Annotated in this window: 31 protein-coding genes and 1 pseudogene; 19 read left to right on the top strand and 13 right to left on the bottom strand. The window is 64.9% G+C overall.

Annotation, left to right across the window (positions count from 1 at the left end; genetic code table 11):
* The first annotated feature begins 11 nt into the window (after positions 1-11).
* Positions 12-1,154 (top strand): dTDP-4-amino-4,6-dideoxy-D-glucose aminotransferase VioA, encoded by a 1,143-nt coding sequence (gene vioA, locus PQB87_RS01180; RefSeq protein WP_059490261.1) that lies wholly within the window; start codon positions 12-14, stop codon positions 1,152-1,154.
* 10 nt (positions 1,155-1,164) lie between these two features.
* Here the strand turns inward: vioA and PQB87_RS01175 are convergent, their stop codons facing one another.
* The 6 genes and pseudogenes from PQB87_RS01175 to PQB87_RS01150 all read right to left on the bottom strand — a co-directional run bounded on the left by PQB87_RS01175 (position 1,165) and on the right by PQB87_RS01150 (position 7,468).
* Positions 1,165-1,827, bottom strand: coding sequence for an acetyltransferase (locus PQB87_RS01175; RefSeq protein WP_060062304.1), 663 nt, complete (start codon positions 1,825-1,827; stop codon positions 1,165-1,167).
* 92 nt (positions 1,828-1,919) lie between these two features.
* Positions 1,920-3,860, bottom strand: coding sequence for a tetratricopeptide repeat-containing glycosyltransferase family protein (locus PQB87_RS01170; RefSeq protein ID WP_489242487.1), 1,941 nt, complete (start codon positions 3,858-3,860; stop codon positions 1,920-1,922).
* Between the two features lie 39 nt (positions 3,861-3,899).
* Positions 3,900-4,643: an LbetaH domain-containing protein gene (locus PQB87_RS01165; RefSeq protein WP_489242826.1), complete on the bottom strand. Its 744-nt coding sequence runs from the start codon at positions 4,641-4,643 to the stop codon at positions 3,900-3,902.
* A 418-nt stretch (positions 4,644-5,061) separates the two neighbouring features.
* Entirely contained in the window at positions 5,062-6,723 is a 1,662-nt protein-coding gene (locus tag PQB87_RS01160) for a TIGR04222 domain-containing membrane protein (protein WP_489242486.1), read from the bottom strand.
* Between the two features lie 150 nt (positions 6,724-6,873).
* A pseudogene (locus PQB87_RS01155) lies at positions 6,874-7,202 on the bottom strand (helix-turn-helix domain-containing protein).
* The gene (locus PQB87_RS01150) at positions 7,199-7,468 is read right to left on the bottom strand and encodes a hypothetical protein (protein ID WP_155633573.1); all 270 of its coding nucleotides are present in this window, start codon (positions 7,466-7,468) and stop codon (positions 7,199-7,201) included. The pseudogene PQB87_RS01155 and the gene PQB87_RS01150 overlap by 4 nt, the downstream one beginning before the upstream one ends.
* 267 nt (positions 7,469-7,735) lie before the next feature.
* On the opposite strand from PQB87_RS01150, the gene PQB87_RS01145 reads away from it, so the two are divergent.
* Positions 7,736-8,782 (top strand): hypothetical protein, encoded by a 1,047-nt coding sequence (locus PQB87_RS01145; protein WP_489242485.1) that lies wholly within the window; start codon positions 7,736-7,738, stop codon positions 8,780-8,782.
* A 64-nt stretch (positions 8,783-8,846) separates the two neighbouring features.
* Here PQB87_RS01145 and PQB87_RS01140 read toward each other — a convergent pair whose 3' ends face one another.
* From PQB87_RS01140 to PQB87_RS01120, 5 genes are all read right to left on the bottom strand, one after another.
* Positions 8,847-10,064, bottom strand: coding sequence for an acyltransferase family protein (locus tag PQB87_RS01140; protein ID WP_489242484.1), 1,218 nt, complete (start codon positions 10,062-10,064; stop codon positions 8,847-8,849).
* A gap of 61 nt (positions 10,065-10,125) precedes the next feature.
* On the bottom strand, positions 10,126-10,728 hold the full coding sequence (locus tag PQB87_RS01135) for a hypothetical protein (protein ID WP_489242483.1): 603 nt from the start codon (positions 10,726-10,728) through the stop codon (positions 10,126-10,128).
* 441 nt (positions 10,729-11,169) lie between these two features.
* Complete coding sequence (locus PQB87_RS01130) at positions 11,170-11,496, bottom strand: helix-turn-helix domain-containing protein (protein WP_059688434.1); 327 nt, start codon at positions 11,494-11,496, stop codon at positions 11,170-11,172.
* Positions 11,480-11,734 carry a type II toxin-antitoxin system RelE family toxin gene (locus tag PQB87_RS01125; RefSeq protein ID WP_059688433.1) on the bottom strand — a complete coding sequence of 85 codons (255 nt, stop codon included), beginning with the start codon at positions 11,732-11,734 and terminating at the stop codon, positions 11,480-11,482. Before PQB87_RS01125 ends, PQB87_RS01130 begins: the two co-directional genes overlap by 17 nt.
* A gap of 48 nt (positions 11,735-11,782) precedes the next feature.
* On the bottom strand, positions 11,783-12,064 hold the full coding sequence (locus PQB87_RS01120) for a hypothetical protein (protein ID WP_489242482.1): 282 nt from the start codon (positions 12,062-12,064) through the stop codon (positions 11,783-11,785).
* Between the two features lie 97 nt (positions 12,065-12,161).
* Between PQB87_RS01120 and PQB87_RS01115 the strand changes: the two genes are divergently transcribed.
* Positions 12,162-12,863 carry an SOS response-associated peptidase family protein gene (locus PQB87_RS01115; protein WP_489242481.1) on the top strand — a complete coding sequence of 234 codons (702 nt, stop codon included), beginning with the start codon at positions 12,162-12,164 and terminating at the stop codon, positions 12,861-12,863.
* Positions 12,864-12,889: 26 nt separating this feature from the next.
* Here PQB87_RS01115 and PQB87_RS01110 read toward each other — a convergent pair whose 3' ends face one another.
* Positions 12,890-13,942: a phage portal protein gene (locus tag PQB87_RS01110; RefSeq protein WP_489242480.1), complete on the bottom strand. Its 1,053-nt coding sequence runs from the start codon at positions 13,940-13,942 to the stop codon at positions 12,890-12,892.
* Positions 13,942-15,693 (bottom strand): terminase ATPase subunit family protein, encoded by a 1,752-nt coding sequence (locus PQB87_RS01105; protein WP_060222673.1) that lies wholly within the window; start codon positions 15,691-15,693, stop codon positions 13,942-13,944. Before PQB87_RS01105 ends, PQB87_RS01110 begins: the two co-directional genes overlap by 1 nt.
* A gap of 149 nt (positions 15,694-15,842) precedes the next feature.
* On the opposite strand from PQB87_RS01105, the gene PQB87_RS01100 reads away from it, so the two are divergent.
* The 16 genes from PQB87_RS01100 to PQB87_RS01025 all read left to right on the top strand — a co-directional run bounded on the left by PQB87_RS01100 (position 15,843) and on the right by PQB87_RS01025 (position 25,217).
* Entirely contained in the window at positions 15,843-16,661 is an 819-nt protein-coding gene (locus PQB87_RS01100) for a GPO family capsid scaffolding protein (protein ID WP_489242479.1), read from the top strand.
* Between the two features lie 34 nt (positions 16,662-16,695).
* A complete protein-coding gene (locus tag PQB87_RS01095; protein ID WP_489242478.1) occupies positions 16,696-17,721 on the top strand; it encodes a phage major capsid protein, P2 family in 1,026 nt (341 codons plus the stop codon).
* Positions 17,718-18,404 (top strand): phage terminase small subunit, encoded by a 687-nt coding sequence (gene gpM, locus PQB87_RS01090; RefSeq protein WP_059688426.1) that lies wholly within the window; start codon positions 17,718-17,720, stop codon positions 18,402-18,404. Before PQB87_RS01095 ends, gpM begins: the two co-directional genes overlap by 4 nt.
* A gap of 104 nt (positions 18,405-18,508) precedes the next feature.
* Positions 18,509-18,991: a head completion/stabilization protein gene (locus tag PQB87_RS01085; protein ID WP_059688425.1), complete on the top strand. Its 483-nt coding sequence runs from the start codon at positions 18,509-18,511 to the stop codon at positions 18,989-18,991.
* Positions 18,991-19,203: a tail protein X gene (locus tag PQB87_RS01080; RefSeq protein WP_060222668.1), complete on the top strand. Its 213-nt coding sequence runs from the start codon at positions 18,991-18,993 to the stop codon at positions 19,201-19,203. The genes PQB87_RS01085 and PQB87_RS01080 overlap by 1 nt, the downstream gene beginning before the upstream one ends.
* A gap of 2 nt (positions 19,204-19,205) precedes the next feature.
* A complete protein-coding gene (locus PQB87_RS01075; RefSeq protein WP_226161328.1) occupies positions 19,206-19,580 on the top strand; it encodes a putative holin in 375 nt (124 codons plus the stop codon).
* A complete protein-coding gene (locus PQB87_RS01070) occupies positions 19,580-19,900 on the top strand; it encodes a phage holin family protein (protein WP_059688422.1) in 321 nt (106 codons plus the stop codon). The genes PQB87_RS01075 and PQB87_RS01070 overlap by 1 nt, the downstream gene beginning before the upstream one ends.
* Positions 19,893-20,696 carry an N-acetylmuramidase domain-containing protein gene (locus tag PQB87_RS01065; RefSeq protein WP_489242477.1) on the top strand — a complete coding sequence of 268 codons (804 nt, stop codon included), beginning with the start codon at positions 19,893-19,895 and terminating at the stop codon, positions 20,694-20,696. Before PQB87_RS01070 ends, PQB87_RS01065 begins: the two co-directional genes overlap by 8 nt.
* Positions 20,693-21,184, top strand: coding sequence for a hypothetical protein (locus tag PQB87_RS01060; protein ID WP_489242476.1), 492 nt, complete (start codon positions 20,693-20,695; stop codon positions 21,182-21,184). The genes PQB87_RS01065 and PQB87_RS01060 overlap by 4 nt, the downstream gene beginning before the upstream one ends.
* A complete protein-coding gene (locus PQB87_RS01055) occupies positions 21,181-21,588 on the top strand; it encodes a phage tail protein (RefSeq protein WP_489242475.1) in 408 nt (135 codons plus the stop codon). Before PQB87_RS01060 ends, PQB87_RS01055 begins: the two co-directional genes overlap by 4 nt.
* 4 nt (positions 21,589-21,592) lie before the next feature.
* Positions 21,593-22,045: a phage virion morphogenesis protein gene (locus PQB87_RS01050; RefSeq protein ID WP_489242474.1), complete on the top strand. Its 453-nt coding sequence runs from the start codon at positions 21,593-21,595 to the stop codon at positions 22,043-22,045.
* 84 nt (positions 22,046-22,129) lie between these two features.
* On the top strand, positions 22,130-22,591 hold the full coding sequence (locus PQB87_RS01045) for a hypothetical protein (RefSeq protein WP_489242473.1): 462 nt from the start codon (positions 22,130-22,132) through the stop codon (positions 22,589-22,591).
* A 110-nt stretch (positions 22,592-22,701) separates the two neighbouring features.
* Complete coding sequence (locus tag PQB87_RS01040) at positions 22,702-23,409, top strand: phage baseplate assembly protein V (protein ID WP_321966501.1); 708 nt, start codon at positions 22,702-22,704, stop codon at positions 23,407-23,409.
* The gene (locus PQB87_RS01035; RefSeq protein WP_489242472.1) at positions 23,406-23,771 is read left to right on the top strand and encodes a GPW/gp25 family protein; all 366 of its coding nucleotides are present in this window, start codon (positions 23,406-23,408) and stop codon (positions 23,769-23,771) included. The genes PQB87_RS01040 and PQB87_RS01035 overlap by 4 nt, the downstream gene beginning before the upstream one ends.
* Positions 23,768-24,673: a baseplate J/gp47 family protein gene (locus tag PQB87_RS01030; RefSeq protein ID WP_489242471.1), complete on the top strand. Its 906-nt coding sequence runs from the start codon at positions 23,768-23,770 to the stop codon at positions 24,671-24,673. The genes PQB87_RS01035 and PQB87_RS01030 overlap by 4 nt, the downstream gene beginning before the upstream one ends.
* Positions 24,666-25,217, top strand: a complete 552-nt coding sequence (locus PQB87_RS01025; protein WP_489242470.1) for a phage tail protein I — start codon at positions 24,666-24,668, stop codon at positions 25,215-25,217. Before PQB87_RS01030 ends, PQB87_RS01025 begins: the two co-directional genes overlap by 8 nt.
* The last annotated feature ends 5 nt before the right edge of the window (positions 25,218-25,222 follow it).

The following is a 25,222-nucleotide window of genomic DNA, read 5'->3' as shown; positions in this document are numbered from 1 at the left end:
GAGAGACCATCATGACCGCCAGCCTGCCCGCGTCGTCCGTCGCGCAACTGCCGCACGAACGCATCTACGTCACGCAGCCGCACCTGCCGCCGCTCGACGAATTCCTGCCGTACCTGGAGAAGATCTGGGAGAGCCGCACGCTGACCAACGGCGGCCCGTTCCACCAGCAGTTCGAGCGCGCGCTGTGCGAGTATCTCGGCGTGCCGCACCTGTCGCTGTTCGCGAACGGCACGCTCGCGCTCGTCACCGCGCTGCAGGCGCTGCGCATCAACGGCGAAGTGATCACGACGCCGTATTCGTTCGTCGCCACCGCGCATTCGCTGCTGTGGAACGGCATCAAGCCGGTATTCGTCGACGTCACGCCCGGCACGCTCAACCTGGACCCCGCGCGCATCGAGGCGGCGATCACGCCGCAAACCACCGCGATCATGCCCGTGCACTGCTACGGCAATCCGTGCGACGTCGAAGCCATCCAGAAGATCGCCGACAACTACAACCTGCGCGTGATCTATGACGCCGCGCATGCGTTCGGTGTGCAGAACACCACCGGCAGCGTGCTCACCCACGGCGATCTGTCGGTGCTGAGCTTCCACGCGACGAAGGTGTTCAACACGTTCGAAGGCGGCGCGATCATCTGCCCCGACGCGAAGACCAAGCAACGGATCGACCACCTGAAGAACTTCGGTTTCGTCGACGAAGTCACGGTCGTCGCGCCCGGCATCAACGGCAAGATGAGCGAAATCAACGCCGCGTTCGGGATGCTGCAGTTGCAGCACATCGACGGCGCACTCGCGCGCCGCCGCGAAATCGACACGCTGTACCGCACGCTGCTCGCCGACGTGCGCGGCATCCGCTGCGTGCCGCTCGGCGGCCAGACCGTCGCGAACCACGCGTATTTCGCGATCCTCGTCGACGAAGACTACCCGCTCGATCGCGACGGGCTGTACCGGAAGCTGCGCGACTACGACGTGTACGCGCGCCGCTACTTCCATCCGCTGATTTCGGAATTCCCGATGTACCGAGGGCTGCCGTCCGCCAACCGCGACAACCTGCCCGTCGCGACCGAGGCCGCGCGCAAGGTGCTGTGCCTGCCGATCTACCCGGCGCTCACCGACGACATGGTCCGCCGTATCGTCGAGCTGATCGCGCGCTGACGCGCGACGCCTACAGGTAACGCTCGCCGGCCGCGCGCGCGCGGATCCGGCGGGCCGGGTTGCCGTACACGACGGTGTACGGCTCGACGTCGCGCAGCACCACCGCACCCGCGCCCACGACGCCGTGCTCGCCCACCGCGATCCGGTGCCGCAGCATCGCGCCGAGGCCGATCGCCGCGCCGCGGCCGATCCGGCAGTTGCCGCCCGTGACGACGCCTGGCGCGAGGCTCGAGAAATCCTCCATCGTGCCGTCGTGATCGAGCGACGCGTTCGTGTTGACGATGCACCCGTTGCCGATCGCGCAGCACGGATTGATCACTGCGCCGGCCATCACGACCGTACCCGCGCCGATCGTCGACGCCTTGCCGATGCGTGCGGCCGGATGCACCGCCGACACGCACGGCAGGCCCGGCACGAGCGCCGCGAGAGCGGCCGTCACGTTCTCGCGCGCGTGGTTGTCGCCGATGGCGACCAGCAGCCCGGCGATGCCGTGCGCATCGACCAGATCCGGCAGGTCGCGTTCGGCGCCCAGTACCGCGTAGCCGAGGGTCTCCTCGCCGCGGGGCCGGAACGAATCGATCAGCCCGGCGATCCGGTACCGGCCAGCCTGTTCGACGATGTCGATCACGACCTTGGCGTGACCGGACGAGCCGACGATGACGATGTTTTCCACAAGGGCCTCGATTGATCTGAAAGCAGGGGCGGCCTTGCCGCGATCCCCGCAGTATGCCGCGTCGCCGCACTCGCGCGGCGCGCGCCGTCACGTCAGACGACCTGCGCCGTCTCGTCCGCCGTCACGCGACCCGCTGCGAAATGCGCGGCAAACGCCGCCCGCACGCGCTCGGCCATCCGGATCCAGCTTTCGTCGCGCCCGCGCCGGAACAGCCGCACCGTGCCCGGATACCACGGCGAATCGTCGCGGCCGTGCATCCAGCGCCAGTCCACGTCCTGATTCGGCAGCAGCACCCAGCAAGGCTTGCCGAGCGACGCGGCCAGATGCACGGTGGACGTGTCGACGCACACCACGAGATCGAGTTGCGCGACGATTGCGGCCGTATCCGCGAAATCGTCGAGCTCCGAGCCCAGGTGCAGCAGCGGCAGGCCGCCCGGCGGCTGACGCGCCTCGTCCTCGCCCTGCCCTTTCTGCAGGCTCACGAAATTCACCCCCGGCACGCTCCAAAGCGGCGTCAGCAACGCAAGCGACGGCAGCGAGCGGTGCGCGTCGTTGTGATGCTTCGGGTTGCCTTTCCACACGAGGCCGACGCGCGGGCCGGCCGGCAATACATCGACGCGTGCGCGCCAGCGCGCGACGCTGGCCGGATCGGGCGCGAGCCGCACCGGCGGCGGGATCGTGTCGAGTGTCGTGCCCGTGTGCATCGGCGCGCTCAGCAGGCTCGTCCAGTAATCGAACTGCGCGGCTTGCGCCGTCGCCGTCTCGTGATCGAGCACCGCGTCGACGCCGTCGACCGTCGCCATCAGCCGATGCAGCGCGGGCTGGCACGCGAACACCACGCGCGCCGCGTGCCGCGCCCGGAATTCCGCGAAATAGCGGCTGAACTGCAGCATGTCGCCCAGGCCGTCTTCCTGCCAGACAAGCAGCGTCTTGCCGGCGAGCGGCTCGCCCTGCCACTGCGCGCACCGCAGCACCTCGCGGGTCCGGCGGTGCACGAACGCCGCTTGTTCGTAGCGTGATTCGTAGCGCCGCCAGCCTTCTTCGAACCGGCCCAGGCCGAGCAACAGCGTCGCCAGGCCGAAACGCGCATCGCCATAGTCCGCACGCAGTTCGAGCGCGCGGCGGTACGCGCGTTCGGCGTCGTCGTGGCGGCCGGCATGCGCGAACGTGGTGCCGAGGTTGTAGTGCACTTCGGCCATGTCCGGAGCGAGCGACAGCGCCTCGGCGAACACGGCCATCGCTTCGTCGTGGCGCCCCTGCGCGCGCAGGACGCAGCCGAGATTGTTGTGCGGCTGCGGCAGGCCGGGACGGCAACGGATCGCGTCGCGATAGGCCGCTTCGGCTTCCGGCAGGCGATCGAGGTTCTGCAGCGCGACGCCGAGGTTGTAGTGCGCCTCCGGGTGATCCGGGCACAGCACGAGCGCCTGGCGGCTAGCGGCTTCCGCTTCCGGCAGCCGCTGCATGTCGACGAGGATCGCGCCGAGATTGGCGTGCGCGAGCACGGAGTCCGCACGCACGGCAATCGCGAGCCGGTAGGCGAGTTCCGCTTCGGCGTGGCGGCCGAGCACACGCAACAGGTTGCCGAGATCGGTCAGCACGTCGGCCGACTGCGGCTCGATCAGCAGCGCCTGCCCGAATGCCTGTTCCGCTTCATCGAGCCGGCCGAGCGCTTCGAGCACCTTGCCGAACCGGTGATGGTGCGACGCCCGCAACGGCGTGACGGACGCGAGCTGCCGGCGCAGGAGTGCCTCGGCATCGGGCAGGCGCCCTTGCGACACGAGCAGCGCGCCGAGGCCGTCGCAGGCCGGCTCGAACGCCGGCATCGCGTCGATCGCGCGCCGCCACCATGCTTCCGCGTCGGCCAGCCGGTTCAGGCCGAGCGCGCAGACGGCCGCGATGTGCAGCGCCGCGACTGCCGGCGCCGGCCGGTCGAGCAGGGGCGCGACGAGCGACAGTGCGTCGGCGAATTGTCCGTTCTGGCACAGGGTCGCCGCGTGTTGAACCAGCGCGGATTCGTCGGAAGCAGGGGTCATGTCATGCGGCGCCGCGCGGCGCGCGGCGCGAACGGACGGTCAGACGGACGCCGGCACGGCGGCCGGTTGGCCCGGCTGGCTGACGGCCCGGCCCCTGGCTTCCTGGAGCGCTGCGAGCGTGTCGAGTGCGCGCCCTTCGTCGGCGGTGAGATCGACCAGAAATGCGTCGTTGTTCTGCTTGATCCAGTCGAGCGGCATGTCCCACCACGCGAGCTGCAGCAGTCGTTCGCGCACTTTTTCCGTGAAGCGGAAGCGCACCAGACGGGCCGGCGAGCCGGCATAGATGCCGTACGCCTCGGTGCGGAAATTGGGCGGGATGACGGCCCGCGCGCCGATCACGCATCCGCTCTCGATCTGGCTGCCACCGAGAAACAGCGCTTCGTCGCCGATCCAGACGTCGTTGTGGATCACGGTGTCCGCGTATTGCGGCATCGGCGGATTCTCGAGGCCGTTACCGTAGAGGCTGAGCAGGCTCGTGGAAATGGTCCGGATCTCGTGCTGGCCATTCAACAGGAACCGCAGACGCATTCCGCCAGCCACGTGCTTGCCGATCACGAGTTTCTGAACGTCCCGATCGTACTTTGCGATCGAGCCCACACCGATCGACGAGCACCGGCCGATATGAAACGTACCGACCTGCGCCTCTTCATCGACCCAGTTGCGGAAAAAATTGTTCGGAATCGCCGAAAAGGCGCCATCCCGGTAGCCGAGCACGATGAAATGCTTCGCCCACGGATGGTCAGGCAGCACGCCAATACAATCGTCGGAGGTCGTAACGTTCATTCGCAGTCGCAAGTGTGCCGCTGCGGCGGCTCGATGCCGGGCCGCTCGATACGGCGGTGGAAAACGTCGCGGCACATCGGCCACGAGCATGGACGATGCAGTATAGAAAGCCGGCGACGGCAACCGACAACGAATAAGAACGGCGTTCTGGCTTCTGTTCCGGAGATAGGGGCTGGTGGGGTCTCGCGTCCGTGGCCCGGATGCGCCGCACGTGGGCGTGGAATTGCCGTCGCCGGCCGATGACGGGTGCGTGCATCATTCGGCGCTCGGGCGTTGACGCCCGGTTTTCCTTCGTGATGCTCACACGTCGGCAGAGTCGCCGCTTCGATCCGGCCGGCCCGTTCCGTCACCGGAGCCGGCCGCCGTGGTGATGTGCTGCCGCCTTCACCAACGGTGCGCACCGCTCACTCCCCCGCACTCAATTGCTCGACGAACACCCGCCGCAACTACTCGAACTGCACGAGCTGGAACTGCACGAACTCGACGAACTGCAGCTCGACGACGAGCAACTGCTGTCCGATGCATCGAACGAACCGCTGCCCGCTTTCAGGGCGGCGAGCGACGACATCCGCGACGCGGTCTGCACGGTTTGCGAATACACCGACCAAGCGGTGCCGGCCAGCGCACCCGCACCGAACAGCGCGGCAGTCCACAGCAACGGGTCCGGGTCGTCGCGTTCGCGGTCCTGCGTCTGCTGCGCCTGCTGTGCTGCGTGCGCATCGGGTTGGTAGGGTTGCGGGCGCTGCGGATTTCGCGCGGCGCGCGGATCGTGCGCGATCCGGCGCGCAAGCAGCGCGGCCCGCCCGGCGGCCGTCGCCCCACCGCGCCCGAAACCGGTCAGCCGCCGCACGACGATCCGGTACGCGACCGCGAACACCACCATGCAGACCGCGAGCAGCAACACGGGCCGCCCGCGGCTCAGGCCGATCGCGAGCTTCGCGGCCCCCGTGCCCAGTACGATCAGCACGATCGCACGCGCGGCAAGGCGCGACGCGCGCATCTCGCCGGGTGCCCACAGCCAGCCTTGTGCGCGCATTCCGTCGACGACCTCCTGCGCATACCCGGCGAGTCGCTTGCGAAACACGTCGTAGCTCACGGTGCCGGACGGCTGCTCCTTGAGCCACGCGCAGTGGTCGTCATGGCGCCCCGCACGTTCCAGGTCGGCGATCTGCACGTAGCCACCCTGCCCGGGGGCGGTCCACAGGTCGACCGCGCCCGCCTGCGCGAGCGACATCGTCACGACCTGGGCGACCCGTGCTTCGCCGCCGGTGAGATAGGCGACTTCGTCGGTGCTCAGGTCGGCCGACGCCTTGCGCGTACGTCCGCCCCAGCGTCGATAGCGGAACTCGATCGCCTGAAGCACGACGATCAACAACAACGCGACGACGCACGCAGGCACATAGAACGCGAGAAACTGCGGCCCCGCGTAGTTCAGCACGTTGAAGTCCTGCGCCGATGCGCAGGTCGCCCCGACGCTCGCGGCGGCAGCCGGCCAGGCGAGTTTCGGCAGCCGGTCGCGCCAGGTTCTGCGCGCCTGCACGGCGGCCGGCGAACTCGCGTCCCCCGCCCCGTTCGCGGCCGACGGTTCCGGGGGCGGCGATCCGGATGCGGCACGCAGGCCGGCAGGCCGCGGCCAGATCGACTCCGGCGGCTCGCAGCCGAACAGCCGGCGATAGCTGTCCAGCGTGTCGCGATAACGCTGCGCGTACACGGCGGCTTCGTCCGGCGCGCCCGTGTCGGGCATGTGATGCAGCCGCGCGCGCAGCACGCCGGCGCAGAAGACGTCCCAGTATTCGAGCGTGTATTGCAGGTGGAAATGCCACGCGGCATCGACCGCGACCGACGGCGTGACCGGGTGTCCGGCCGCCTGTGCGAGAAACGCGAAGCGCTTGTATTCGTCGATCACGGCCAGCGCGTGCGCATGCGACCAGCCTTCGGCTTCGGCAAGACGCCGGCTGTACGGCAGCGGCGCGTTCGGGTCGTCAGGGGAATACGCGTGCAGACGCGCGAGCAGCGCGTGCTGAGCATCGGTCAGCGCGCGGGCATCGACTGCGGTCGAGGTAGACGGAATGGCAGCCATCGGGAGTCGGCGCGATGCGCGGACGGCCGCCGCGATCGACGCTTGGAGTTGTCATTGCGCGGGATTCTCGCACATCGGCGAGGCGGCGCGACGGCGTGCCGGCCACCTGCATCCGGGGCCGCTCGCCGCGCTGCGCCGCGGGTCGGAAAGTCAGAAATCGAGCTGCGCGATCGTGATGTCGAGCGCGGCCGCGACCTTCTTGCGCATCGACTTGCGCAGCTTCCCGTGCTTTTCCTGTTTGGCGTAGTCCGAGCGACTGATGCCGATCCGCCGCGCGACCTCGGCCCGCGTCAGGCGAGATGCTCGCGCCACGCACGCGCGGGCGAGCTTCCGTCGAACACGACGCGCGTCACGAGCTCGTGCGGAATCAGGTCGCGTGCGGCGCACCGCTGCGCGACATAGTCCGCGTACGGAATCACGACGAAGGCTGGCGCGCCGTCCGGGCCGTTGATGATCTGGACTGGGAGGGATTTGCTCATGCGGTGATCGCGGCGCCGGCTTCCGGGCGGCTGTTCGTCGTTTCGGTCGACATGTTCAATCGGCGTTTCAGGCGGGCTTCGGGTGCATCGAACGACATCGGTGCAAGGTTTCGCTCGGTCGGATGCACGCGATCGGAAACCGCCATGCGGATAGCCGGCCGGAATATTACTGCAAGCGGGGAAATGGTAATGCGGATGAGACGGCGAAACCGCCGGACGCCTGAACAGGCATGTTTTGGCGCGCCCGGCTGGGATCGAACCAGCAACCCCTGCCTTCGGAGCTTTACCGGCGCACAATACATCCTTTTAAATCAAAGCCTTACGCAACTCGCAAACTGTAAAACCAAGGCTACACAAGGCCAATCAAGGCCAATCCACCTCGTCCAAGCTGCAATTTAGCTGCACGCGATGGCGCAGTCTCTTGTCCGTCTTGCCTTCACGTGAACCTATGCATGATGATAGCGAAGCACTAAACGGCCGAGGGTGTCGTTGTGACACCCTGCAGAACCACCACACGAGACCACTATCGCGACATGCCACCTAAAGAACTAAAAGCAAGCGCAAACATCACATTCATCGAACAAAACGCCCCGATCGACGAGTACGGCCGTGCTCTCTATGCTGTGTCGCGGTCGATCCTACGGGCACACATCGACTCGCTTTCAGATGAGGATCTCCGCGATCTCAACACGCCGTTGAAGGAGGTCAGGATGCGCCAGTTGGCGAAAGTCGCTCGCATCGAGCGTGACAAGGGCGTGCGCGGCGACGGATTCGAATGGGCTGTTCATGAGGCCATTCTCGGCCGCGAGCCGTCTGTTACCAACCCTGTCGCTGAAGCATTGCGCCGGGCGTCGAAGTACGTAAAGGACGCTGAGCCGCGCTCCATGCTCTTCGGTCAGGAGCGGGCGAAATATCTCGGGTTCACCGATGCCATGATCGATGAAGCTGGTACCGACGCTTACTTGCTGCCCCAGGGCACGGGAAGGCCCTTTCGCTTCGGGCCGTGGGTGCAATTGGCCGCGCAAGGTCACACCGCAGAGCACGCACTGAACGAGCGAATCAAGAAAATTTGGAAGACCGACCTATTCCTATCGGCTGAGGACGATCCGCGCTACTTTGCGGCGACGGTGAAATCGAACTTCGGGTTGCTCGAAGGCGGTAAGGGACTTCGCGTCGGTATCGTTCCAGAATCTGCCGACCGTCGTAACCGTCAAGGCGTATCGTTCAGCCAAGACCACGGGTTATGGGTCGTGACGCTTGCGGATCCGAACGGCTTCATGGGGCTGTTCAATGACGCATACCACGCCGTCGCGCGCGCGATCTGTACGCTCGGCAAGCAGCCGACGCCCCCCTACTACACGAAACCTTCTGCAAAGGCGCAGCTCGTCCAGCAGCAGCTCGAAAGATATCCCGATGCCTTGGCGATTGAGATCGAAGATGCTCTCAATGAGGCCGCGCAGCAGGATCTGGTTGAAAGCAATCACCGTCTCGTCAGCGTCAACGCCCCCGACTGGCTGCACGTCAAGGCTATGGCTCCGAAAATCATCTCGCCGAAGCCAAAGTTTGTGAGATTGGACTAGCAGAAGGGGAAAGAATTAAGCGCCGAGACAGTGAAACCAAGCTGCAATTTCGCTGCTCGGCCTTCTACGAACGCGGCACGCGGCCAGCCATTCCACCGCGCTGTATTTTGCCCTGCCGCCAACGCGTAACGCGCGCAGGAACGTAGCGTTGCAGTGCGTCGAGTGCATGAAACACGCCCCGCTTCAGCGGCCCCGCGGCGGGCTTCTCGACCGCAACGTGCACCAGCAGCGCCGCCCCGATCGCCGCGGCGACAACACTCCAAAACATCACGACCTGATCGACAGCCGAACCGGCTTCATTGAACAGCATGTAACCGACGTTCTGGTGGATCAAGTACAGCGGATAGCTGACCGCACCGAACCAAACCCATCGCGAGCTGGCGAGCATCGGCGTGCGGCGCAACGCCAGCACAAGCATCACAACGAAGAACGTGCTCATCACGGCCGCGACGACAGCCGGATTCAGAGGCTTCCCGAAGTGCTCACTGAAGTACGGCAAGAGCTGGAATTCGTGATAAAGCGACAGACCCCACGCGGCGCAGACGAGCGCGACGCGCGATCGCGACAAGCCGTGTGCACGGATTAAAAAGCACGCGGCGCCGGCGATGAAGAAGCCCGCATAGTCCGTCACCAAGAAGCCCTTGAGCTTGATGAACGGGAACAGCTCGACGAGCACCGTACCAATCAGCCACACGTAGAGCCAGCGCTCGGCCCGGTGGATCTGGCCGATGATGAGCAGAATGCCGACCAGGCGGTAGAACCGCAGCTCCGCTCCGAGCGACCAGTACGCGCCGTCGATCGGATCGGCGCCGAAGCCACCGCCGAGCGTCACCAGGTTCATCAGGTATTGCGGCCACGTCGCGGTGAATCGATCGCCGCCTATCGCGAGCGTCACGAAAAAAGTGATCGTGCAGCAGACCCAGAACGCGGGTAGGAGGCGAGATGCGCGTGACGCAATGAAGCGCTTGATGCTTTCGTCGCCCGCCGTCATCAGGATCACGAAGCCGCTGATCATAAAAAACAGGTGCACGCCCAGAAACCCGTACTGCGCGATGGGCTCAAGCGCCGGATAGTGCATGGTCGTCATGTCGTCGCCGGCGTAGCCGCGGAAAGCGTAGTGAAAGAACACGACGGCAACGGCGGCGATGAAGCGGAGAACATCAAGCTCTGGAATACGGGAAAACTTCACGATCGAGATTTGTTGGATTTGTCGTTGCGGACTGCGCCAGCTGGCGCTGGCAATTTGATCGCGCTCGACGGCCCATTCGTGCGCGCTCGTCATTATGGACGAGGTGGTCGACGGGCATCGGTACACGCTTTGGCAAACGCGCAACTTCCGCCCTTCAACGCCACTCTTCAAAATTCAGGTACTCGCCGAACCGTTTCCTAACGCCATGCAGCGCCTCGCCAGCAAACCATTTCATCAGTTCAAGGTGCTCTTGAACGTGCTCCTCCGGCATTACGTCGTTGTTTCGCGCGACGGCATTGTTAATCGACCACAAGGAAGCGTGCCGTGAATTGATTTCTCGCACGTATTCCGCGAGGTCATGCCCGAACAAGAACTCCATCTTGGGTAAGAGGTTAATCATCGCGATCCGCTCCTGCGAGTTGAACCGTTGCTCCGAGCCCTGCACAACGCCAGATACAAACGTCCAGACGACCATAAACAGGTCGTAGCGCTTCTCGAACAGGTCGAGGTTCAGTTTCGCCCGCGCGACGCGGTATTGCCGCCACGCAATCAGGCCGCCGACGATTCCGACCACAAGCGCTACGATCGCAGCCGGCACCCCCTTCACCAATTCAAACCAGATGGATTGCGCCCCAGACATGCCCGACGATGTCGATGCGCTGACATCGATGTGACCGATTGGAAATGTGATCGTCGAAACAGGCGCACGACCCGTCAGTGCAAAGTAAATGGCTTTCGCCTCGCACGCTGCCAACATATTCCCCCCGGCTCATATTCGAATGGCCGGAGCGTACAGGAAATTGGCAAACGCGCGCGACTGCATAATCACGGTGCATAAAAGCGCATAGAAGAATCGGGCCGCCGACCGCCGCGCGGCCCGCGCCGGCCGGCCCCGAGCCGCCGGTGCATGCGTGCATAAAAACCACTCGTTTTTGCGGGCAGGTGGGGCGGGGCTACAACTGCGCGCGACGGGTCGGCGCCAGCCTCTCAGGGGGGCGATCCGACCCCAGGACGACCCCTGGCATGCGTCAGCAGCGCCGCTACGGGGCTGCCGCATGCTGACGCACATGCGCGGCACGGGCCGCCGGCCAGCCGCTCTGAGGGCGCCTGAGCCCGCCGAAGCCAACACATCGGTACGGACGAAAAAAAGCCGCCAGGCACCGAAGTACCTGGCGGCTTTTTGCTGGCCGACCGCTCGTCAGACGTCGAGTTGCGCGACCGTGATGCCGAGCGCGGCGGCGATCTTCTCGAGCGTCGACCGCCGCAGCTTCTCGCTGCTCTCCTGTTGAGCGTAGGCGGACTGGCTGATGCCGAGTCGCGTTGCGACTTCAGCCTGCGTCAGCCCGAGATATTCGCGCCACGCGCGCAGGGGCGTTGCCCCGTCGACCGTTGCGCTGACGACTGCGTGCGGAATCAGGTCGCGCTCCTCGTCGCGCTGCGCCATGTATTCCGCGTAGGGGATCACCACAAAGGCCGGCGCTCCGTCCGGCCCGTTGATGATTTGGATGTTAGTACGTGCGTTCATCGCGTTTCTTTACCTCCTCGATTTCGACTACCTTGATCTCACCGTCCCAGTTGAACAGAACCCGGTAGTTGCCGACCCTGAGCCGGTAATCATATTCGTGATTGGTCAGGGACTTCACGTTATGGCAGTTCGGCATGGCTTCTAAGGTAACTACGCTGTCACGAATGACCTTCTGGACTTGGTGATCCAGCTTACGCAGTTGCTTGAATGCTTTGGCAGTCCATTTGATCGAGTTCATGCAAACAATTATAAGTTTTCTTATAAGTTTGCACAAGCATTTTATAAGTTATTTTCGCTGCCAGAGGGGGCGCTTCGGGCGCGGATATTCCGGCCGGTATTGCTGCACGAACGCGTCGCATTGTGCGTCCGTCAGTTCGTCCAGTCCGATCGCTCGAACCCAGAATGCACAGCCCGATACCGCGATCGCGCGCACGTGCTCGGCGCCCGGCTGGAAGCATACGGCCGTCCTGTCACTGCCCATGATGTACCCGCTCCAGTGCTCGCACGTCCAGCACGGGCCGTCGAGTTTCGGCTGGAAGAGGCCATAGCCTGATCGTTCGCTACCCATCATCAACGCCTGTATATTTATACAGTGTAGCTGCACGCGGCGAATACCGATACGGTGCGATCAGCCGCGTCAGTCCGACGAGAAAAGGGGGACAGTGATGTGCACCAACTACAAAGCACCGAACGAAGATCCGGGCATCAACGAGCTGAAGATTGGCATCGGCGACCTGTTCCGCCGCGATCCTTGGGATGTCGACGTGTGGCCCGACTATCGGGCACCGGCCATACTGCCGGACGGCGACGGCTCGGCCGTCACCGAGGCCGTGTTTGGCTTCTGGCCAAAGTTCATGCAGCCAGACAGGCTTGACGAGAAGGGCAAGAAGCGAAAGAAGTTCGACACCGTCAACGCGCGTGGCGAAGAGGTTGCCGAGAAGCGCCTTTATCAGCGCGCGTGGCGCGAAGGGCAGCGCTGCCTCATCCCTGCGCAGTATGTCGTCGAGCCGTCATACCCGCATGCGACGCAGAAAGCTGGCGGCGGATGGGATCGCGGGCCGTGCGTGTGGCAACGCATCGGCCTTGCCGACTGGAGCGCTTACTGCGTCGCCGGTATCTGGCGACGCTACCAGAGCGACGACGGCCGCGTCCTGATCGGCATGACCATGCTCACGCTCAACGCCGACGAACACCCGCTGTTCAGGCTGATGCACAGGCCCGAAGATGAGAAGCGCGGCGTCGTGATGCTGCGGCCGGCTGACTACGACGAATGGTTGCACACGAAAAACGTCGAAGCTGCGCGCGCGATGCTGCAGCTCTACCCGGCCGACGAAATGGCTGCTGCGCCTGATCGGCCGGCGAAGTAGCCGGCAGGCACGCGCGCGGCGGCGCGTCACGTCACCGGCGGCGCGTAAGGACGAAAGCGCACGACCTCAGTCCCGAGCCAGTCGTTCACCTCCCGCAGCCTCGCTTTCAACGGTTCGATCTCAAGGCCGTTGAACACCCCGGCCGCCTTCTCTACGTCGCCGAATCCGCCTGCGTTCGACGGGATGATCCCCATGAGCTGCGGCGGCACGCGATGCGCCGCGAGCTGATCCTCCACCGTCACCTTCTTGATGTTCCAGAATTCGTCCTTCGCTGCGACCTCGCCGATCGGCAAAAGCTGGATCCCGTCCTTTTTCCCCTTCGGCGCGTACATGAACAGATTGCGGAAATTGCCCGGCCCCTTCGCGTTCTTCAGCGCCGCGCGCAGGTTGTCGACGTCCTCCTGTCGGTCGGCCGCATCGGTCATGTACATGATGAACCCGGCGTGGCTCCCGTTCTTGTAGTAGCGCCGGCGGAACAGCGTCGCGCTCTCGTTCAGCCACGTCGAGTTCAGCGCTGATAGGTATTCGGGTAGGCCGTAGATCTCCTGATTCAGGTCGGGCTCGCGCAGGTGATACACCGAGCCCGGCGCAAACGCGTAGGGCTCGCGCACGTTCGTCACGAACCAATACTGGCCGGGATCGACACCCGCTCGGGTGTACTTCGCCAACGGCGCCGTCAACGCCAGTATGTCGCCGAGGCGGTTTGTGCGCCGCTCGAGGTAGCTGTTCGCGAACACGAGGTACTCGAGCACAAATCGGCTGAATTCCGCGCGAGGCAACAGCGGATGCTCGATGTACGACTGCACCAGGATGTTGCGCTTAACGTAGATGGCCGAACTGTGATGCGGCGCCGCACGGAACGATCGAGCCAAGCCATCGAGCGGCAGCGGCGGCTCGTACCACTGACCCATTCGCATGCACTCGACGTAATCGAGCAGCTCACGCCGATCCAGCACTTCCATCGGATCGCCGAACGAGAAAACCTCGGCACGCGTGGCCGGCGCCGCTGGCGACTCGGGCGCAGCCTCTGCGCGGTTGTGCGCGCGCCGCGCGGCGGCGCGTCCATACTTGCGGGACATCAGAAAATCTCCATGAATCCAGAATTGGTACTGGTCGCGCCCTCGAGCGGCTCATTTGCAAGCGCGTGCATGCACGCCCACGCCAGGTCGCCGTGGCTCGCCTCTTCCGACCGCGTCGTCGTGTACGTCACCTGCAGCCCGCTCGGCGTGATCGTCTTCTTGATCGCCATGAACGACGCGGTCAAATCCGTCCATCCGGCGTCGTATTCGAGCCGGCCCTTACGGATCACGTTCTGCGCCTTCATCACCAGCATGGCCTTCACCTCCACCGAGTAGCGGATCGGCGTCGCGGCCGGGAAAAACTTGCTGACCAGCTCGTAGACGCCCTGCCCCATGCCGGTTGTGTCGATGCCGATGTAGGTGACGTTGTAGCGCTGCGTGATCGCCTCGATCTTCGCGGCCTGCGCCTCGAAATCCAGCCCGTTCCACTGGTGCCGCTCGAGCACTCGAAACTTCCCGCCGGGGGAGCGCGGCGGCGCGATCACCACGCAGCCCGCGCTGTCGCGCGTGCGTGACGGGTCATAGCCGATCCACACCTCGTCGTCGCCGAACGGGCGCAGATACAGCGGCTTGAAGTCGTGCCACACCTCCCACGTGTCGACCAAGCACGACTGCATCATCGACAGCGGAAACACCGACAGCGAATCGTCGATGAACTGACACAGCAGCAGGTTCGCGTACTCGTCCGTGCTGTACTCAAGCTTCAGCCGCTCGAGGTCGAACAGGTTGCAGCCGCCGCGCACGGCATCCTCGACGGTCACGATCTGGCGATACTGGCCGTCAGCACACGCGCGGCCCGCTGCGAGCACCTCGTGCGTGACATCGAAGTCGACGCGCTGATCTTTCGGACGGCCCTTGTTGAACTGCGCGCCAGACCAGAACGGATAGGCGTCGTGCGCGAGGCTCGACGGCGTCGAGAAATACGTCTGGCGCCACTGCGAATGGATCGCCATGCCCGACGCCACTTTTCGCAAATCCTGAAAGCGCGGCACCCAGAAGTACTCGTCGAAATACAGGTTGCCGTGGTAGCTCTGCGCCGTGCGCGCGTTCGTCCCGAGGAAGTACAGCGTCGCACCGTTCGGCAACACCATCGGGTCGCCGCGCAGCTCGACACCGACCGCGTCCTTCGCGAACTGGACGATGTACTGCCGGAAGACGTGCGCCTGCGCCTTGCTGGCCGAAAGGAAGATCTGGTTCCGGCCGGTATTCAGCGCGTCGAGCAGCGCTTCGCGCGCGAAGTACCACGTCGCGCCGATCTGCCGGCTCTTCAGGATGTTCCGGATCCGTTCCTTGAATCCCGCGCGATACCAGCCACGTTGATAGTCGAAGATCGACTCGAGGAACGCGTCGTTGAGCTTCTCGATCTGCTCTTCGCTGAACGCGTTGCGGTCTTCCGCGTTGCGCGCCCGACGCGAGCCGCCCGCGCTCCCGGAATCGCTCACCTTCGACTCGTTCGCGGGGCGCTTGCGTAACCGATCGAGCTGCCGAGTCAGCAGGTCGATATCTCTGCAGTCGCGCCCCTCCTTTTTCTCCTTCATCACGAGCCGGATCAACTGCGCTTCCATCGACAGTGTGACGCGGTCAATCGGCTCCGTGTCGTCCCATTGGTCGCGCCGCTTCCAGCTATAGAGCGTGGCCGGCTTCTCGCCGAGCAGCTCGGCAATGCGCGCGATGCGATACCCCTGCCAGTACAGGTCGCGTGCACGCCGACGCGGATCGACGTCGGATGAATCGATGGGAAGAGCAGTCATGCAGCAAGGCTACCGACGCGCGCGCGCGAGCCCTACTCGATCCGGTTGTATCGGTTGCGGGCACAACCAACATTCATTGCGACGCCTGATCGAACTGCCGAAACTGGAATCCCTGAACAAAGCACCACGCCCTCTCAGAGGATTCGCACATGGCACAGGATTCGAAGACGACGAAATTTTTCTGCATCGCGACCGAAGGCGCGACGACGGACGGCCGCAAGATCGACCGCAAGATGCTCGAAGAGATGGCGAGCAACTACGACCCGAAGAAGTACGGCGCCCGAATCAACATGGAACACATTCGCGGCATGTACCCGGATAGCGCATTCCGCGCATACGGCGACGTGGTCGCCTTGAAGACCGACGAGCAGGAAGGCAAGACCCGACTGCTCGCGCAACTCTCGCCGACGAAAGACCTGGTCGCACTGACCACCGAGCAGCGCCAGAAGATTTACACGTCGATGGAAGTCGATCCGGATTTCGCTGGCTCGGGCGAGGCGTACCTGGTCGGCCTGGCCGTCACCGACAACCCGGCCAGCCTCGGCACCGAAATGCTTGAGTTCAGCGCGAAGAGCAAGGCATTCGATTCCCGCAAGCAGCGTCCCGAAAACCTGTTCAGCGCCGCGCTTGCAGCGGACATCGAGCTCGACGAAGAAGCACCGCGCACCGGCGGCGCCGGCCGGACATTGTTCACGATGGTGAGCAACCTCCTGAGCCGCAAGGACGCGTCCGACGACCAACGCTACTCCGACATCTCCAAGTCGGTCGTCGCGATCGCAGAAAGCCAGGGCAAGGTGGTCGACCAGGTCGAGAAGTTCAACGACGACGTCGCCGATCTACAGCGCGCGCTGACGGACGCCAACAAGCGCCACGACGAGCTGGTCATGAAGCTCTCGCGCACCGACAGCAGCACGCAGCAACGCCCGACCTCGAAGGGCGGCGATACCGCCGCGCAGACCGACTGCTAAGCCGCCCCACCACTCTTTCGCCAACGGAGAACCCATGCGGAACGATACCCGCGAGCACTACGCCCGATACGTCGGTCGCATCCAGGAACTGAACGGCGTCGCCGACGCGACGGTGAAGTTTTCGGTCGCGCCGAGCGTGCAGCAAACCCTCGAAACCAAGACGCAGGAATCGAGTGCATTCCTGAAAAGCATCAACATCTACGGCGTGTCCGAGATGGAAGGCGAGAAGATCGGACTTGGCGTTTCCAGCCCGATCGCGAGCCGCACCGACACGTCGAAGAAGGAGCGCCAAACTCGAGACGTCTCGGCGCTCGAGAGCCACCGCTATCGCTGCGAGAAGACCGACTACGATACACACCTGCGTTACCAGCTTCTCGACGCATGGGCGAAGTTCCCCGACTTCCAAGCGCGCGTGCGCGACTCGATCATCCAGCGACAAGCACTCGATCGCATCATGACAGGCTGGAACGGCACGAAGGCTGCGACCGACACCGATCTCGCGGCAAACCCGCTGCTGCAGGACGTCAACATCGGCTGGCTGCAGCAGTACCGAAACAACGCGAACGAACGCGTCATCACTGGCGCAAAGGTCGGTAAGGGCGAAGAGTTCAAGAACCTCGACGCCATCGTCGTCAACGCGACGAACGAGCTGCTCGACCCGTGGTTCGTCGAGGATCCGAATCTTGTCGTGATCTGCGGCCGCGAGCTGCTCCAGGACAAGTATTTCCCGATCATCAACAAGGATCAGGCGCCGACCGAAACGCTCGCGGCCGACATCGTCACGTCGCAGAAGCGGATCGGCAACCTCCCGGCTGTGCGCGTGCCGTACTTCCCGCCGCGGGCGCTGATGGTCACGCGTCTCGACAACCTGTCGATCTACTGGCAAATCGAGGCTCGCCGGCGCGCCCTGATCGACAACCCGAAGCGCGACCGCATCGAGAACTACGAAAGTTCGAACGATGCGTACGTGATCGAGGAATACGGTGCAGGCTGCGTCGTCGAGAACATCCAGTTCGTCGACATCGACCACGCTCCGGACGCTCCCAAGGCCGGCGCATGACGAACCGCTTCCGCCAGCATTTCCAACGCAGTGTTGCGGCGAAAGCCGCGCGCGGCGCGCCGGCGGGTGTCGGCACCCTGCGCGACGACTCAGCCTACACGCTGATGCTCGCGCAGCTCGACGACCACCGGCGTGCGTTGAAGGCCGTAGAGTCAGTCGAGCGCAAGGCCGCATTGAAGCGCCAGTTCCTGCCCGCGTATGACGCGTGGGTGGACGGCGTCCTGGCCGGCGGCGCCGGCGCCCAGGACGATGTCCTCATGACGATCATGGTGTGGCGCATCGACGGCGGCGACTACCAGGGCGCCCTCAAGATCGGCGCCTATGCGTTGCAGCACGGCCTCACGCTGCCCGACCAGTTCAAGCGCAGCACGCCCTGCCTGCTCGTCGAGGAATTCGCCGACGCGGCGCTGCGCGCGAACCGCGCGGGCGAATCGATCCAGGTCGAACCGCTCGTCGAGATTGGCCGGCTCACGGCCGATGCCGACATGCCCGACGAGGTGCGCGCGAAGCTGAACAAGGCGATCGGTTACGGCCTCACCGAAACGGATCCGCCGCGCGCGCTTGAGCACCTGCGCCGCGCGCTGCAGCTCTTCGCGAATGTCGGCGTGAAGAAGGACATCGAGCGGCTCGAGCGCGAGCTGAAGAACACGGCCGCCGGCGACCAGTCCGGCCCTGGCGGCTGATACCGAGCGTAGCCCACGCACCAGGCGGCACGGGGCCGAAGCCGGCACAGTCCGCGCGAAAGCCCCGTCCACCGCCTCCTTCTATTCACCAGACGAGCCCGATCATGTCCTTTGTCTCGACGCCCCCACTGCCGCGCGCACCGGCGGAAGCGGAACCGGCGAAGCCGATCAAGAACGATCCGTTCTATCCCGATGTGGCGCTCGAGCAGGCACGCGACACGATGCGCCTCGACGGCACCGTGACGGACACACGCCTGCGCCACGAACTGCTCGACGCGATCGCCAGCGTGAACGACGAGTTGCGCGACACGCGCGCGACCTGGCAGGCCGCCGGCGCCGCTCGGCTCGCCGACGTGCCGGGTGACCAGCTCGACGGCGAAAGCGCACTGCTGCATCACTACCGCCGCGCCATCTACTGCCTGGCAAAAGCCACGCTCATCGAGCGGTATCGCGACTACGACACGACCAGCGAAGGAGCCAGGCGCGCCGACGAACTCGAGCCGCAGGGTGACGAGCTGCGCCGCGACGCGCGATGGGCCATCAGCGCCCTGCTGCGCCGGCCGCGCGTCACGGTGGAGCTGATCTGATGGAAGTGCGCGCGCTGCAGGGCGAAACGGTTGACGGGCTTTGCTGGCGGGCACTCGGCCGCACGCGCGGCGTCGTCGAGCTCGTCCTGGATCTCAACCCGGATCTCGCGCAGTACGGCCCGATCCTGCCTCACGGGCTGCTCGTCGAGCTGCCCGACGAAGTACCGCAAGCGGCGCAATCCAGCGCCGAGCGGCTCCAGTTATGGGACTGAAGATGGCTGAACCTATTTCCACGTCGTCCGCGACGGCCGCGGCACTCGGTGTCGCAACGCTGTCGCTCTTTCCCGGCGTCGACGCCAACGTCGTCATGGGCGCTTTCGCCGGCTCGCTGCTGTTCGTCATGACCGCCGCGGATCCGTCGATCCCGAAGCGCATCGCGTTCTTCGTGATCTCGTTCGTCGCCGGTTGCCTCACGGCCGATCTGTTCGCGGCCGCGCTCGACGCCGTGCTGCCAACGCGCATCGAAGTGCACGCCGGCATCGGCGCGCTGATCGCCTCCGCGCTCGTCGTGAAGCTGCTGCTCTGGCTGATCGCCCAGGCCGACGCGCCCGATCGCCTACTCAACGCGTTCAGGGGGAAGGAAAAGTGATGCTCACGTACGTCTACGCCCTGCTCTGCGCGGCGCTCGCACTGCGCCTCGTGACATTCCGCCGCGGCACCGGCGCGCACCGGCCGCTCGCGTCGTGCCTGGCCTACGCGCTGGCCGTCGCTGCCGGCGCCGCGCCGATCCGCGCAGCGTTCGGCACGCTGCCGCCGGCGAGCCTCGGCGATACCTTTCTGGTCGCCGTTCTCTGCCTGGCCGTCTTCGGGGTGCGCGGCAACGTGGTCGAGCTGTTCCATTGCGGTGATCCGCGCGGGTCGCTGATCGCGCGCGTGCTGCAGTTCAAACTCTGGGGGCGCCATGTATAAGACCCTTCGCCTCGGCGACCGCGGCGCCGACGTCAGCTATCTGCAGCGCCAGCTCATCAACGCCGGCGCGCGCATCGACGCAGACGCAATTTACGGAAACGCGACTCGCGGCGCCGTCTTGGCGTTCCAGGCATCGCACGGCCTGGTAGCGGACGGAATTGCCGGCGCGAAGACCTGGTCAACTCTCGCGGCCGGCCAGCGCGATCCGCGGCACCTTACCGATGCGGATCTGCAGCGCGCGGCCGAGCGGTTGCAGGTGGACGTCGCATCGGTGCGCGCCGTCAACGAAGTCGAATCGCGGGGCTCGGGATTCCTCCCGGACGGGCGGCCCGTGATCCTGTTCGAACGGCACATCATGTACCGCCAGCTCGCGGCCGCTGGCATGGACGCCGACGCGCTCGCTGCAAGGTACCCCGCCCTGGTCGACCCGAAGCGCGGCGGCTACGCCGGCGACTCGGCGGAATATGGGCGCCTGGCGAACGCGCAGCAGATATCCGCCGCTTGTGCGCTCGAGGCGACGAGCTGGGGCGCCTTTCAAATCATGGGCTTCCACTGGTCGACGCTCGGCTACCCCGACGTGTTCGCGTTCGTGGAGGCGATGAAGGTGAGCGAGGCCGAGCAGCTCGAGGCGTTCGTCCGCTTCATCCTGGCCGACAAGACGATGCTCGCCGCACTCCGGGCCAAGAAGTGGGCGAAGTTCGCCGAGCTTTACAACGGGAAGGCGTACGCCGAAAACCTGTACGACGTGAAGCTTGAGCGGGCATATGGCCGCTACAGCCAGGCGAAGGCAGCATGATCGGTACCGCGCGCGCCCTGGTCGTCTGCCTCATTGCGCTCTGCGCGGCGGCCGCCGCGATCGCGATTCAGCACGCGCGCCTGGTCGACGCCGGCGAGCATGCGGCCGACCTCGCGCGCCAGATCCATGACCGAACGGCGGAACGCGATCAGGCGCGCCTCAATGTCCAGGTCGTCACGAAGTACGTCGACCGCGTCCAGGTCGTCCGCGGCAAGGGCGACACGATCATCAAGGAGGTTCCTGTCTATGTCGATCGCGAAGCCGATCGTGCTTGCACTGTCCCTGTTGGCTTTGTGCGCGTGCACGACGCAGCCGTCGCCAACGTGCAGGTTGGAGATCCCGGAAGCACTGATGCAGCCCCCGCGGGAATTGCACTCTCTGCCGTCGCCGGCACTGTCGCCGGCAACTACACGACCTGTCACGAAAATGCCGAGCAACTGATCGCGCTGCAGGCACGCCTGCGCGGCGCGGAGGAGTCGAAGCCATGAACAAGCCCGACAGCCTGCGCGCGGCGCTGACCGCCGCGATCCCCGAGTTCGCACGCAATCCCGATCGCCTGCACGTGTTCATCGAACACGGCTCGATCGCGACCACGGCGGCGAACTCCCTGTCATTCGAGTACGCGTACACGCTCGACGTCGTCGTGACGGACTACGCTGGCCACGCGGATCACCTCATCGTCCCGGTGATCGCCTGGCTGAAGGTGAACCAGCCCGAGATGCTGCTCAATCGCGAGCTATGCCGCGACGGCTTCCGCTTCCAGGCCGAGCTGCTCGACAATGGCAAATCCGACGTCGAGATCCTGTTGAAGCTGACCGAACGCGTGGGCGTGCTCGAGAAGCCGGATGGCTACGAGATCCGCCACTTCGCGGAACCATCAATCCCAGGCTGACCGCATGGCCGATCGACTCTCACGGGCCGAAGACTGGGCGGCCGGCCTGCTCGGCCAGCTCACGAGCCCGCAGCGCGCGCTCCTGGCGAAAGGGCTGGCCGCCGAGCTGCGTCGACGTCATTCCCGGCGAATCGGCGAGGCGCGCAATCCTGACGGAAGCCCATACGAGCCGCGGAAGCCGCAGGCGCGCCGCAAGAAGGGGCTGATCCGCCGCGCCATGTTCGCGAAGCTGCGCACTGCGCGATTCCTGAAGACCGAGTCGAGCGCGGACGTAGCCGCACTGCACTTCACGAAACAGGTAGAGCGCATCGCGCGCGTGCACCAGGAGGGGCTACGCGATCGCGTGCGGCGCAACAAGGGGCCGATCGTGAAGTATCCCGCGCGTGAGTTGCTCGGCCTGGCCGACGCTGACATCGATCGGATCGCCGACGACATCCTCGATTTTCTGGCACGGTAATCTCGCCGCTTGAGCAGCGGATTTACTCACTTGTTAGGAAGTTGACAGGTCGTCAGAATGGAACCTCCACGCAAGGAGACCATCTTGGAATTTCTAACCACCAGTGATGTAGAAGAGGTATTCACCACCCTGTCACGAGCGGAGACGTTGAACAAATCCATCCACTCGTTCTTCAACTTGATTGGCACCGAAATCAATGGCGCCGACCTCAAAGGCTGCTCCGCTCGAGTGACCGGGGACGAAGAGGCCATCACCGTCACGACCCCTCATGCAAACGTCATCGGTATTGCCGATCACTTCCGCGACGGCAACCTCTTATCCGCGCGCATCGCGTTCTCTGTCGTTCGCACTGGAGTAGATGGCAAGAAATCTGCGTCGGAAATCCTATCCGTTGCCATGACTGGTAACGGCTTCATCACCGCGCTTAACGGTACTCGATTGACTCGAAGCGTGCGCTGCGATACCGAAATCGCTTACGAGCTGGCAATACTGCTGATTTCCGCGGTCCAAAGCACACTCCCAAGTATTTCCGACCACATCTTGTAAGCCATCACTAAGGCCCGCCGAGAAGTATCCGGCGGGCCTTTTCGTTGTGCGACCTTCCGGCACAACCACATCCGCGTGACCCCCTCCCGCGCGCGCGGCATCCTCGCCGCATGGATGATTTTGCCGACCTGAACCGCCGTCTCGAGAGCATGCTTCGCGAGGGCACCGTGATCGCCGTTGACCACGACGCCCGCCGCGTGCGCGTTGAATCGGGTGGCCTGCAAACCGACTGGATCCGCTGGCTCACACCGCGCACCGGCAGCAGCATCACCTGGGATCCGCCCTCGATCGGCGAGCCGGGGCTGTTGCTCTGCCCGTCTGGCGAGCCGACGACCGCCCTCTTCCTCCCTGGCGTCTACTGCGACGGCCACGATGCGCCCAGCTCCAGCCCGACGCAGCACGTCCGCGTCTACCCCGACACCGCCCGCGTGACATACGACTTCGCCACGCACGCGCTCTCTGCCGAGCTGCCGGCTGGCGCGACCGTGCATGTCGTCGCACCCGGCAGCGTCACGGTCGAAACCAACACTGCGACCGTCAAAGCGAAATCCGTCACGCTCGACGCGGACGATACGACCGTGACCGGCGCGCTACTCGTGAAGGGGCCGCTTACGTTCGAATCGGGCGCGACCGGCAAGGATGGGCGCGGCGCGAGCGGCGGTGGCTCCGTTATCGAAATTCAGGGTAGTGCGCACTTCACTGGCGCGGTGACTGCTGACGTCGACGTACGCTCGCGGAATGTCAGCCTCGTGGAACACCCGCACAAGGCACAAGGCGAATTCGCTCCCACGTCGAAACCTATTCCGGGTGCCGCATGATCGGCATGAACGCACGCACCGGGCGCGCGATCGCCGGCCAGGCCCATATCGAGCAGTCCGTCGCCGACATCCTGTTCACGCCGCTCGGCACGCGCGTGATGCGCCGTGAATACGGTTCGCTTCTTCCCGAGCTGATCGACGGCCCCGTCAATCCTGTGATGCGCATGCGCGTCATGGCTGCGACCGTCATGGCCCTTACCCGCTGGGAACCCCGCATCCAGATCAACCAGGTCGACTTCGATAGCACGGGCATCGACGGCGGCGCCGTGCTCGAGCTGCAAGGCGACCGCACGGACGGCCCGCGCGCGGGCGCGTCCTTCTCGATGCGTCTGCCGGCGACGAACGGGCGAGGTGCGGCATGAGAACCACGCCGATCGATCTGTCTCAGCTCCCGGCCCCGGACATCGTCGAAGAACTCGACTACGAAACGATCCTGGCCGAAAAGAAGGCACGCCTGGTGTCGCTGTACCCCAAGGAACAGCAGGCCGAGATCGCGGCCGCGCTCGAGCTCGAATCCGAGCCGATGGTGAAGCTGCTGCAGGAAGCCGCATACGAAAAAATGCTCCTGCTCGCGCTGATGAACGAGAAGGCGCGCGGCATTCTGCTCGCGTACGCGAAACGCACCACGCTCGAGCACATCGGCGCTCTCTTCGACGTCGACCGTCTGCAGATCTCGCCGGGCAACCTGGATGAGGGAATCGATCCTGTCTACGAGGACGACGACAGCCTGCGCGAACGCATCCAGCTCGCGCCTCGCGGCTTTTCCGTCGCTGGGCCTACGGACGCATACGTGTTCCATGCGCGCGCCGCTGACGGGCGCGTGAAAGCGGCCACCGCCTACAGCCCGTCGCCGTGCGTAATGATCGTCACGGTTCTGTCGCGCGAAGGTGACGGCACTGCCAGCCAGGAGCTGCTGGACATCGTCAAGAAGACGCTCGAGAAGAAGAGGCCGCAGGCCGACGAAGTGATCGTGCAGAGCGCGAAGATCGTCCCGTACGCAATTCGCGCGACGCTGCGCTTCTTCGATGGCCCGGATCGGGCGGTCGCGCTCGCAGAAGCGCAGAAAAGGACGCAACAGTTCGCCGAATCGATGCACCGCCCTGGCTCCGAGATTACGAAAGACGGCCTGTACGCGTCGATGCGCGTCGCCGGCGTCCAGAAGGTGCTGCTCGACACGCCGGCCGAAGGCGTGCCGATCGCAATCGACCAGGCACCGTATTGCACGGGAATCGAACTGAAGGACGGCGGGGTCGCGGATGACTAAGTTCGCCCCCTCCCTGCTGCCACGGAACGCGACGGCGCTCGAGCGGCGCCTGGCTGAAACCAATGCGGACGTTCTCGACATCCCGGTCGAGATTGACACGCTGATGGATCCCGAACGCATCCCGCTGCGCTTCCTCCCCTGGCTCGCCTGGCACATGGGCGTCGACACCTGGCGCGATGAATGGCCCGAGCAGGTGAAGCGCGCGCGCGTGAAATCCGCGATCCGAATCGCCCGCAAAAAGGGCACGGCCGACGCTGTTCGCGACGTCTGCGCGTCGTTCGGCGCGAACGTCGTCATGCGTGAGTGGTTCGAGAAAACGCCGCGAGGCGTGCCGGGCACATTCGAGATCGTGATGACGGTCGGTGCGCGTGACGGCGTGCCGGCCACCGCGCAGTACGTCAACGACATCCGGGCCGAGGTCGATCGCGCGAAGCGGGGAACGGCCCATTACACCTTCACGCAGGGCTTCAGCATGCACGGCTCGATCGGCGTCGCGTGCGGCGTGCGCGCGGCCGTCTACCGCCGCCTTTCTCTCACGGACTAACCGAC

The sequence above is a fragment of the Burkholderia sp. KL41 genome (genome assembly GCF_057005415.2).
Note: the sequence above shows the minus strand (reverse complement) of the source record. Positions and strands in the feature narration are given on the sequence as shown.

Coding starts and splice junctions, on each gene's coding strand:
- vioA (WP_059490261.1), top strand. CDS start 12: ATGACCGCCAGCCTGCCCGCGTCGTCCGTCGCGCAACTGCCGCACGAA.
- PQB87_RS01170 (WP_489242487.1), bottom strand. CDS start 3,860: ATGACCCCTGCTTCCGACGAATCCGCGCTGGTTCAACACGCGGCGACC.
- PQB87_RS01165 (WP_489242826.1), bottom strand. CDS start 4,643: ATGAACGTTACGACCTCCGACGATTGTATTGGCGTGCTGCCTGACCAT.
- PQB87_RS01160 (WP_489242486.1), bottom strand. CDS start 6,723: ATGGCTGCCATTCCGTCTACCTCGACCGCAGTCGATGCCCGCGCGCTG.
- PQB87_RS01145 (WP_489242485.1), top strand. CDS start 7,736: ATGCCACCTAAAGAACTAAAAGCAAGCGCAAACATCACATTCATCGAA.
- PQB87_RS01140 (WP_489242484.1), bottom strand. CDS start 10,064: ATGACGAGCGCGCACGAATGGGCCGTCGAGCGCGATCAAATTGCCAGC.
- PQB87_RS01135 (WP_489242483.1), bottom strand. CDS start 10,728: ATGTTGGCAGCGTGCGAGGCGAAAGCCATTTACTTTGCACTGACGGGT.
- PQB87_RS01130 (WP_059688434.1), bottom strand. CDS start 11,496: ATGAACGCACGTACTAACATCCAAATCATCAACGGGCCGGACGGAGCG.
- PQB87_RS01125 (WP_059688433.1), bottom strand. CDS start 11,734: ATGAACTCGATCAAATGGACTGCCAAAGCATTCAAGCAACTGCGTAAG.
- PQB87_RS01120 (WP_489242482.1), bottom strand. CDS start 12,064: ATGGGTAGCGAACGATCAGGCTATGGCCTCTTCCAGCCGAAACTCGAC.
- PQB87_RS01115 (WP_489242481.1), top strand. CDS start 12,162: ATGTGCACCAACTACAAAGCACCGAACGAAGATCCGGGCATCAACGAG.
- PQB87_RS01110 (WP_489242480.1), bottom strand. CDS start 13,942: ATGTCCCGCAAGTATGGACGCGCCGCCGCGCGGCGCGCGCACAACCGC.
- PQB87_RS01105 (WP_060222673.1), bottom strand. CDS start 15,693: ATGACTGCTCTTCCCATCGATTCATCCGACGTCGATCCGCGTCGGCGT.
- PQB87_RS01100 (WP_489242479.1), top strand. CDS start 15,843: ATGGCACAGGATTCGAAGACGACGAAATTTTTCTGCATCGCGACCGAA.
- PQB87_RS01095 (WP_489242478.1), top strand. CDS start 16,696: ATGCGGAACGATACCCGCGAGCACTACGCCCGATACGTCGGTCGCATC.
- gpM (WP_059688426.1), top strand. CDS start 17,718: ATGACGAACCGCTTCCGCCAGCATTTCCAACGCAGTGTTGCGGCGAAA.
- PQB87_RS01085 (WP_059688425.1), top strand. CDS start 18,509: ATGTCCTTTGTCTCGACGCCCCCACTGCCGCGCGCACCGGCGGAAGCG.
- PQB87_RS01080 (WP_060222668.1), top strand. CDS start 18,991: ATGGAAGTGCGCGCGCTGCAGGGCGAAACGGTTGACGGGCTTTGCTGG.
- PQB87_RS01075 (WP_226161328.1), top strand. CDS start 19,206: ATGGCTGAACCTATTTCCACGTCGTCCGCGACGGCCGCGGCACTCGGT.
- PQB87_RS01070 (WP_059688422.1), top strand. CDS start 19,580: ATGCTCACGTACGTCTACGCCCTGCTCTGCGCGGCGCTCGCACTGCGC.
- PQB87_RS01065 (WP_489242477.1), top strand. CDS start 19,893: ATGTATAAGACCCTTCGCCTCGGCGACCGCGGCGCCGACGTCAGCTAT.
- PQB87_RS01060 (WP_489242476.1), top strand. CDS start 20,693: ATGATCGGTACCGCGCGCGCCCTGGTCGTCTGCCTCATTGCGCTCTGC.
- PQB87_RS01055 (WP_489242475.1), top strand. CDS start 21,181: ATGAACAAGCCCGACAGCCTGCGCGCGGCGCTGACCGCCGCGATCCCC.
- PQB87_RS01050 (WP_489242474.1), top strand. CDS start 21,593: ATGGCCGATCGACTCTCACGGGCCGAAGACTGGGCGGCCGGCCTGCTC.
- PQB87_RS01040 (WP_321966501.1), top strand. CDS start 22,702: ATGGATGATTTTGCCGACCTGAACCGCCGTCTCGAGAGCATGCTTCGC.
- PQB87_RS01035 (WP_489242472.1), top strand. CDS start 23,406: ATGATCGGCATGAACGCACGCACCGGGCGCGCGATCGCCGGCCAGGCC.
- PQB87_RS01030 (WP_489242471.1), top strand. CDS start 23,768: ATGAGAACCACGCCGATCGATCTGTCTCAGCTCCCGGCCCCGGACATC.
- PQB87_RS01025 (WP_489242470.1), top strand. CDS start 24,666: ATGACTAAGTTCGCCCCCTCCCTGCTGCCACGGAACGCGACGGCGCTC.